General features: G+C 69.7%; 6 protein-coding genes. 3 read left to right on the plus strand and 3 right to left on the minus strand.

The window, feature by feature from the left end; translation table 11 throughout:
• Positions 1 to 582 (plus strand): phosphate acyltransferase (locus ACESK5_RS18490; RefSeq protein ID WP_372913057.1); only part of this gene is annotated, 582 nt, incomplete at its 5' end.
• A 193-nt stretch (positions 583 to 775) separates the two neighbouring features.
• Here ACESK5_RS18490 and ACESK5_RS18495 read toward each other — a convergent pair.
• From ACESK5_RS18495 to ACESK5_RS18505, 3 genes are all read right to left on the minus strand, one after another.
• Positions 776 to 1,717, minus strand: coding sequence for a winged helix-turn-helix domain-containing protein (locus ACESK5_RS18495; protein WP_372913058.1), 942 nt, complete (start codon positions 1,715 to 1,717; stop codon positions 776 to 778).
• Positions 1,718 to 1,774: 57 nt separating this feature from the next.
• Entirely contained in the window at positions 1,775 to 2,503 is a 729-nt protein-coding gene (locus ACESK5_RS18500) for a hypothetical protein (RefSeq protein ID WP_372913059.1), read from the minus strand.
• A gap of 183 nt (positions 2,504 to 2,686) precedes the next feature.
• Positions 2,687 to 3,322: a ribonuclease H gene (locus ACESK5_RS18505; protein WP_372913060.1), complete on the minus strand. Its 636-nt coding sequence runs from the start codon at positions 3,320 to 3,322 to the stop codon at positions 2,687 to 2,689.
• 144 nt (positions 3,323 to 3,466) lie between these two features.
• On the opposite strand from ACESK5_RS18505, the gene ACESK5_RS18510 reads away from it, so the two are divergent.
• On the plus strand, positions 3,467 to 5,119 hold the full coding sequence (locus tag ACESK5_RS18510) for an ABC transporter substrate-binding protein (RefSeq protein ID WP_372913061.1): 1,653 nt from the start codon (positions 3,467 to 3,469) through the stop codon (positions 5,117 to 5,119).
• A gap of 7 nt (positions 5,120 to 5,126) precedes the next feature.
• Positions 5,127 to 6,125: an ABC transporter permease gene (locus ACESK5_RS18515; RefSeq protein WP_372913062.1), complete on the plus strand. Its 999-nt coding sequence runs from the start codon at positions 5,127 to 5,129 to the stop codon at positions 6,123 to 6,125.
• The last annotated feature ends 107 nt before the right edge of the window (positions 6,126 to 6,232 follow it).

Here is a 6,232-nt window from a genome sequence, read left to right on the forward strand (position 1 = left end):
CGCCCGCCGCTGCAGGTCATCGGGACCGCCGAGGACGCCGACTACGCCGCCGGGGTGTACATGCTCACCTTCCGCAACCGGGTCATCTTCGCCGCCGACACGACGGTGAACCTCGACCCGACGGCGGACGTCCTCGCCGAGATAACGAAACACGCCGCCGAACTGGCCCGGAGCTTCAACGTCGAACCGAGCGCCGCGCTGCTGTCGTACTCGAACTTCGGGTCGGTCGACAACGAGGGCACCCGGAAGCCGCGCGAGGCGGTCCAGATACTCCACGAGGACCCCGAGGTCGACTTCCCCGTCGACGGGGAGATGCAGGCCGACACGGCCGTGGTCGAGGAGATTCTAGAGGCGACGTACGACTTCTCCGAACTCGACGACCCGGCGAACGTCCTCGTCTTCCCCAACCTCGAAGCGGGCAACATCGGCTACAAACTCCTCCAGCGCCTCGGCGGTGCGGAGGCCATCGGCCCGATGCTCGTCGGCATGGCGAAACCGGTGCACGTCCTCCAGCGCGGCGACGAAGTCAAGGACATCGTCAATCTGGCCGGCGTGGCGGTCGTCGACGCACAGGGCGAGTAAGCACGCTTTGGTCCAGGTTTTGCGGGAGTGGTGCGAGACGGCGAAGCCCGTCTCGACTGTCCTGCGGGCGGCCCGTGTGCCGCCCGCAGACGCGGTGAACGACCGGAAAAGCTGGTCGTTCGATCTGGCCAGCGTGGCGGTCGTCGACGCACAGGGCGAGGAGACGACCCCGTATCCCGGCCCGCTCACCACCTCATCGCTCGGCGTCGACTACGTCCAGGTCGTCGTCGACAGTGAGCGAGAGCGTGTCGCCGTCGACCGAGAACGTGAAGCACGCCTCGAACGGTTCGACCGACCGGACGTCCTCCTCGTAGTCCATGTGGACGCGATCGACGGCGGCAATCGCGTCGCGGGAGGGGGCGACCGGGTTGAGGCCGTGAGCGGTGAGGAAGTGGAGCAGTCTGGTGTCCGAGACGAGTTGCAGGACGAACGGCCCCTGGAGGTCGTTGATGCAGTTCGGACAGTCCGCGGTGAACTGGACGGCGTGGCGGTTCCCACAGCGGTCACAGACTCCTTCGTCCGCGTGCGCCTCACAGACGGACACCGACTCCGTGAGTGCGGCCGAACAGCGCGAACAGACGCCCCCCGCCTCCGCGAGGAACTCGAGGTTGGCCCACGTCCACGCGGCGACGTACACCTCGCCGGCCGTCCGTCCCTGGACGCCCGCGGGCGGGAGCGGGAGGCTCCCGAGGTACCCCGACACGGGCGCGTCGGGGACGCCGCTGGGTGACTGGTCTCTCCCCGGACAGGCCGTGCAGTACTTCAGAATCCGGTCCTGGCGGTAGCTCACCTCGATGGGTGCGCCGCAGTAGTGACAGGGCTGGTCGAGGCGGGTCCGTTCGACCACGGGCGCGTCGGTCACGGCACCGGAGAGGACGGCCTCGACTACCCGCCGGCCCGCCTGACGCAACTCGTAGCCGGCCGTGGTCTTGTCGACGAAGTGACCCACCAGTCGGTCGAGATGGTAGTTGAACCCCCCGGAGTCGTCGGCGTCGACGCGGTCGAACAGCGCCGAGAAGGAGACCGGACGGTCGGCCTCGCCGAGGGCCTGCAGGATGCTCAGCCGCGTCTCGTTCCCGAGCGTGGCGAACGCCTCGTCGGGCGAGAGTGTGTCCGCACGGTTCTCCGCCGTCATCACTGTGAGGGACGGGCGCACACCTCAAAGGTCTGTGGTCGGCCGACGGAGTCGCCGTCACCGACCCGTCGGACCGGTTCGGGCGAACTCGAGCCACGCGATGCCGACACCGAACCCGGCGAAGGGTGGGGCGGCGATGAGCGCGAACGTCGGGAGGTCCGCGGGCGAGTGGGTCGCCGCGAGCGTCACGACGGCGAGCGCGACGAACCCGCGCTGGCGCGCGGAGACGTACCGGGAGGTCGCCTCGGCCCGAACGACCGCGGCGAGGGCGGCCGGGAGGGCGACGCCGACGCCCACGCTGAGCGGGAAGACGAGGACGAGTTCCGCGACGCCCGTGGGGTCGACGGCCGACGCGAGCGGGACGCCGGTCGCGCCCGTCCGGAGGGTGAACAGCGCAGGCAGGGCGGCCGTCCCGACCAGCACGCCGGCGGCGAACCCGCCCACCGCGACGGCGAGCGGAACGACGGCCCGTGCGGGTCGGACCCGGCGGTCGTGGACGAGACGGACGGCGACGGCGAGTGTCGTCGCTGCGAGGCCGCCGAGGAGACCGGCTTCGAGCGCGAGACGGGGCGTCGAGAGCGGCCCGGTCGGGTCGACGCCGCCGGCCGCCTCGACCCACGCCGAGAGGTCGACCGACGCGGCGACGAGCGTCGCCGTCCCCGTGGCGAGGAGGAAGCCGACGACGAAGACAGCGGCGAGCAGACGGGGACGGTGGCGGAGTGCGGTGCCGAGCGGCGAGTGTCGTCGCCCGAGCGGCGTTCGAACGGGGACGGCGTCCGAGTGCATTCGGGCGAGTCTCCCGGGCGGCACCTTGTCAACCTTCTCCCGGGACGACCACGGACGCGACGGGGGTGGCTCGACGAGGACGTCGCTCGACAGCAGGGTGTCCGGATACTCGTCGCCGAGCCTCGTCAGTGTCGGACTCCTGTCCGGCAGAACGGCCTCGACGGTCGGGTCGGCCGTCGGTCCTCAGTCGCTCCCCGCACGGTCGAACCGCGACGGCGGCGGGTACTGTGGCTCCGCCGCCTCGGTGGACCGACCGAGTTCGGCCGGGATGACACAGCGGTCCGGCTGGCGGTTGACGTGGGTGTACTCCGCGGGCGCGTTCGCGAGCGGATGAGCGGGGTTGTCGCGGGAGTCGATGCGAGCGGCGCGGAGTTCGCCGAACCCGGCGATGCGCGCCTGGATGCCCCGCCAGTGGTGTTCGCTCCCGTCGGGAATCGAGGGTCTGCGCCCCGGACACCACCCGGGCTGGCGTGTCTCGAGCACGGCGCTGTTGACGTTGCCCGCCAGGTCGTCGTGGTCGACGAGGACGCCGACGAGCGCGTCCGGCGGCGCACGGGCGGCGAGGACGTCCAGCCCCAGGTGGAGCGCGCGGTACTCGGCGACGTTGTTGTCGGGCGGCGTGTCGGGGAGCGCGATGCGGGCGACGCGTGTCCCGTCACGGGCCTCGATGACGGCGCCGAGACCGCCACCGTCCGGCCGGTAGGATCCGTCGGTGGCGACGTAGAAGTGGCGGTGGTGGGTGCGCGGCGGGTGCGCGATGTGCGGTGTCGGGGAGTCGTCGAACAGGTCCCGAAGGGTCTGACGGCCGTGAACGGCCATACTCCGGTTTGGCAACGGGACTACTTAAACGTACGCCAGCGAGCGACGCCGGCACCGACGTGGTACGTTCGCTGACCGCCGGCGTCCCGGTGCCGTACCACGTGTACCCATAGCATATATACCAGCCCTGCGCAAAGGAGGCGTATGACTGCTGACGACCGACTCGACAGGCGGGCGTTCCTCAAACTCACTGGCGGGGCAGCGGCGACGGCCGCGCTCGCCGGGTGTAGCGGGACGGGTGGCTCTGGAGGGGAGTCGACCGAGTCCGGCGGCGAGACCAGCGGCGACGGTGGCGGCGAGTCCACGGAAACGGCGACGGAGACGTCGGACTCGGGTGAGAGCGAATCGTCGGGTGACTTCCCCGTCACCATCGTCCAGGGCAACATGCCCTCGGGGCTGGACCCCCACGACCACCGCGAGACGCCGACGGACGTCGTGATGCTCCACGCGTACGAGGGGGTCCTCACCCGGACGGCGGACGGGACCATCACCGAGGCGCTCGCGACGGGGTACGAGCGGGTCGACGGCGAGAACACGGTCACGTTCACCATCCGCGAAGGCGTCTCGTTCCACAACGGCGACACGCTCACCCCGGGGGACGTCGCCTACTCCATCAACCGCATCGTCCAGGAGGACGTCGGCTTCGCCAGCCCACAGCGCGACCAGTTGGCGGGCGTCACCGGCGCCGAGGCGACAGACGACACGACCGTCACCGTCTCGAACGACGGCCTCAACCCCATCGTCTTCTCCGAGTTCGCCACCTACTGCGACGTGATGCAGCAGAGCTGGGTCGAGGAGCGTTCGAAGGCCGAGGTCGGACAGCAGATGAACGGCACCGGCCCCTTCCAACTCGACTCGTACACCGAGGACGAGGAAGTCGTCTTCACCCCGTTCGAGGACTACTGGGGTGAGTCGGTGGCGGTGACGGAACTGACGTTCCGCGCCGCTAGCGAGGCCGGGACCCGGGTGAACCAGCTCCTGCAGGGCGAGGCCGACGTCGTCGTGAACGTCCCGCCGCAGGAGGTCCAGCGGGTCAACGACAACTCGAACACGCGAATCGCCGCGGCGCCGAGTACGCGCATTATCTACAACGCGATGCGCTACGACGTCGAGCCGTTCTCCTCACAGCAGTTCCGCCAGGCGATGAACTACGCCATCGACCTCGACAGCATCGTCGAGAACGTCCTCGGCGGGTTCGGGTCGCCCACCGGACAGCCGACGCTCGAGGGCTTCGTCGGACACAACCCCGACGTCGAGCCGTACCCGTACGACCCAGAACAGGCCGCCCAGCTCGTCGACGAGAGCGGCCACGCGGGCGTCGAAATCGAACTCAACACGCCCGTGGGTCGCTACCTGAAGGACCTCGAAATCGCCCAGGCGGTCGCGGGCTTCATCGACGAACTCCCGAACGTCTCGGCGACCGTGCGCCAGCGTGACTTCGGGTCGCTCGTCGACGAACTCCTCACGGGGAACATCGAGGACAAACCGCCGTGGTACCTCATCGGCTGGGGTGAAGCGACGTTCGACGGGGGGCTGGTGATGACCGCCCTCCTCACCAGCGACGGCGCGCTCACCTCGTGGAGCAACGAGGAGTTCGACTCGTTGCTCGCGGACGCGGGCAACCAAGCGGGCGACACGCGCGAGGCGACGCTCCAGGAGGCGAACGCGCTGGCCCACGAGCAGGCGCCGTGGATCTTCCTGAACCGTCAGTTCAGCGTCTACGGCGTCTCCGAGCGTGTCGCGTGGGAGCCCCGGAGCGACGAGCGTATCGACGCGTCGGCGATGACACCGAAGTAGGTCACCGATGTCGCTGGCCAGGTTCCTCGTCAAGCGTTCCCTTCAGGGTATCCTCGTCGTCTGGGGGGTCGTCACGGTGGTGTTCGGCCTCCGCTTCATCTCGCCGGGCGACCCCGCGAACGTCCTGCTCCCCCCGGACGTCGACCCCGCCGTGCGGAGACAGGTCGTCGCCGAACTCGGCCTCGACAAGCCGCTGCACGTGCAGTACGTCGAGTTCGTCGCCGGCATCCCCGTCGGGGACCTCGGCCTCTCGCTCGTGACCCGCACGCCCGTCACCGGCCGGGTGCTCTCGAAGGTGCCGGCGACGCTCGAACTGGCGGTGGCCGCGACGGTCGTCGCCGTCGTCATCGCCATCCCGCTGGGGGTGGTGAGCGCGACCAACCGCCACGAACCCGCGGACTACGGCGCGACGCTCTTCTCGCTGCTCGGCATCTCGACGCCGAACTTCTGGCTCGGCGTGATGCTCATCATCGTCCTCGCGGTCCAACTCGACCTCTTCCCGACGAGCCAGCGACCCATCGGCATCGACGGGGTCGTCGGCCTCCTGGTCGCCGGCCGGGTCGAGGCGGCGGCCGACGGGCTGTTGCGGTGGACGTGGCACATCACGCTCCCCGCCATCACGCTGGGAACGTACTTCACGGCACTCATCACCAGGCTCACCAGGAGTGGGATGCTCGACGAACTGGGGAAGACGTACGTCCGCGCCGCCCGCGCCAAGGGGCTCCCCGAGACGCTCACGCGCTACCGACACGCGCTCCGGAACACGCTCATCCCCGTCGTCACCGTCGTCGGCCTCCAGTTGGGGACGCTCATCGGCGGGGCGGTCATCACCGAAGCCGTCTTCGCCTGGCCGGGACTGGGGACCCTCATCATCAACGCCATCAACGCCCGCGACTGGCCCGTCCTGCAGGGTTCGCTCATCATCGTCGCCGTCGGGTTCGTCCTCGTGAACATCCTCGTCGACACGCTGTACGCGTACGTCAACCCACAGGTGGCGTTCGACTGATGCGCGACGACCTCACCACCCGCCTCCGCAAGGTGCTCTCCGCCGCGGTGTCGCCGCGGACGCTCCGGAGCCTCGAACGCGAACTCCGGCGGAACACGCTGGCGAAA

This window comes from Salinigranum sp., from assembly GCF_041641895.1.
Classification (GTDB): domain Archaea; phylum Halobacteriota; class Halobacteria; order Halobacteriales; family Haloferacaceae; genus Salinigranum.